Annotated in this window: 2 protein-coding genes; both read left to right on the top strand. The window is 40.1% G+C overall.

Annotated features, from left to right (window positions below; all coding sequences use genetic code 11):
- Positions 1 to 58: 58 nt before the first annotated feature.
- The gene (locus tag FNT16_RS19350) at positions 59 to 880 is read left to right on the top strand and encodes a peptidylprolyl isomerase (protein ID WP_143873605.1); all 822 of its coding nucleotides are present in this window, start codon (positions 59 to 61) and stop codon (positions 878 to 880) included.
- On the top strand, positions 880 to 1,731 hold the full coding sequence (locus FNT16_RS19345; protein ID WP_143873602.1) for a peptidyl-prolyl cis-trans isomerase: 852 nt from the start codon (positions 880 to 882) through the stop codon (positions 1,729 to 1,731). Before FNT16_RS19350 ends, FNT16_RS19345 begins: the two co-directional genes overlap by 1 nt.
- Positions 1,732 to 1,868 lie beyond the last annotated feature (137 nt).

Here is a 1,868-nt window from a genome sequence, read left to right as displayed (position 1 = left end):
CAGCGCTGAATCAATACATTAAAAGTAATGGAACAAATAGAAAGTTCAGAGGAAAATAATGAAAATTAAAGGAATTATACTGCTAGCGTGTACTATGGTGTTAGCGTCGTGCACAAAAACAGATAACATTATCGCACATGTGGGTAAAACCCCCATTACTCAGCAGGAATTTGATGCGTATCTACATTTAAAAAAATTACGCAACCTGTCGCCACAAGATAAAGCTAAGCATTTGCAAATTTTCGCGGAACGCAAGGCCTTAGTACAAGCAATAGAAGCCAGCAATAAAGTCGATATCCGCCAGATTGATGCCGAGATTTCTGATGTAAAGCGTAATCTGGTTGTTTCTCATTACTTGGATAGTTACCTAACTCAGCAAGTAAGTGATCAAGCTGTTCGCAATTACTATGCGCAAAATCAGCAAGAGTTCGCCACTAGAAAAGCTAAGGTTTCACATATTTTGATCCGCACTAACTCACAAATAAGTGAAGAAGAGCGTTCACAAAAACTTAAATTGATTCAAGAAGCTCATGCAAAGGCCAAAAATGGTGCTGACTTTGCTGCTTTGGTTAATGAATATTCGGAAGATAGAGTGTCAGCGAAAAAAGGTGGTTCATTAGGCTGGATCAGTGACCAAGCCATAGCGCCCAACTTTGCCCATCAAGCTTTTACAGTACTGCAAGAAGGCGAAGTATCAGACCCTTTTATCACCAGTTTTGGTTACCACATAATTAAACTTGATGCTGCACCAAGTGTCGTGCAAAAGCCATTCGAACAGGTCCGAGGAGATATTCGCCGCAAGTTGCGACAGATGGCTAAAGAAGCAGAATTAAGTCGCTTAAAACAAAGTGTAGATGTTAAGTTAACGGAAAATAGCTAATGTCTTGCCCCACTGTCTCCAGATTATTAGCTACCTGTTTAGCCTGTGTTTTGATTTTGTCCTGCCAAAAACAAAAGGTTGAAGACAAACAGGTAGACCCAGCTATAGCTGAAATCAACGGTAAGCCAATATTGCAAAGCCAGTTGGATTTTGAATTAGAACGCACGTTGAGTAATGTACCAGATATTTTTGTTGATCAGCGTGTACAAAAACGTGTGTTAGATTCCATGATTTTGTCACATCTGATGGCTGATATTCAAAGCCAACAGATGGATGCTGACGAAATGTCGCAATTAGACAAAGAAGTCGCAGCTTACAAGCAAAAAAAATTGGTAGAGCGCTATATTCGCCAGCATGTTGAAGCGCAGCCTGTTACTAAGCAACAAGTAAAAGATTACTACCAGAAGCACCAGCAAGAATTTGGCCAAAAAGAGATTAAGTTTTGGCGCAGAATAAGGGTGGAAAACGTTACTCAACATCCACACGCTCAAGCTATTGCTGCTAGATTATCGGCTCTAGATTCTATTGATGATTTGGTTAATACAAATATTGAAGGGTTAGCTGCAGTCGTTAGCGAAGGCACCAATGACCAAGACAATCTGCAAGCGCAGTTTCAGCATTTGCTAGCAGGTATTGCTGCTGGTGAAATCAGTGATCTGCAAATCGACGGTCAGGCTATGTATAGGATTGCAGTGACTAAAGCCTATATACAGCCAGCCAAACCTTTGGATCAAGTGCAACGAGATATTCAAAAACGTTTATCTCAACAAGCTTGGAAGCAGGCAATTAAAGCCCATGGAGAAAAGCTACGCGCGCAAGCTGAAATAAAAATTAATGCTGTAGACAGCTAATTTTGTTTCAAGAAAAATGCTCGATTGGAATTGTCACGCCATTGTGAGTAATTTAGATTAAACAAGGTACTAGACGAGTGTTTATCTCTAGTACCCAAAATATGCAACACTGGAATAAAATCAGGAAATAATGTACC

Origin of the sequence: Catenovulum sediminis, from assembly GCF_007289895.1 — a bacterium.
Taxonomy (GTDB): domain Bacteria; phylum Pseudomonadota; class Gammaproteobacteria; order Enterobacterales; family Alteromonadaceae; genus Catenovulum; species Catenovulum sediminis.
The sequence above is the reverse complement of the archived record's forward strand: the minus strand, read 5'-3'. Positions and strand labels throughout refer to the sequence as shown.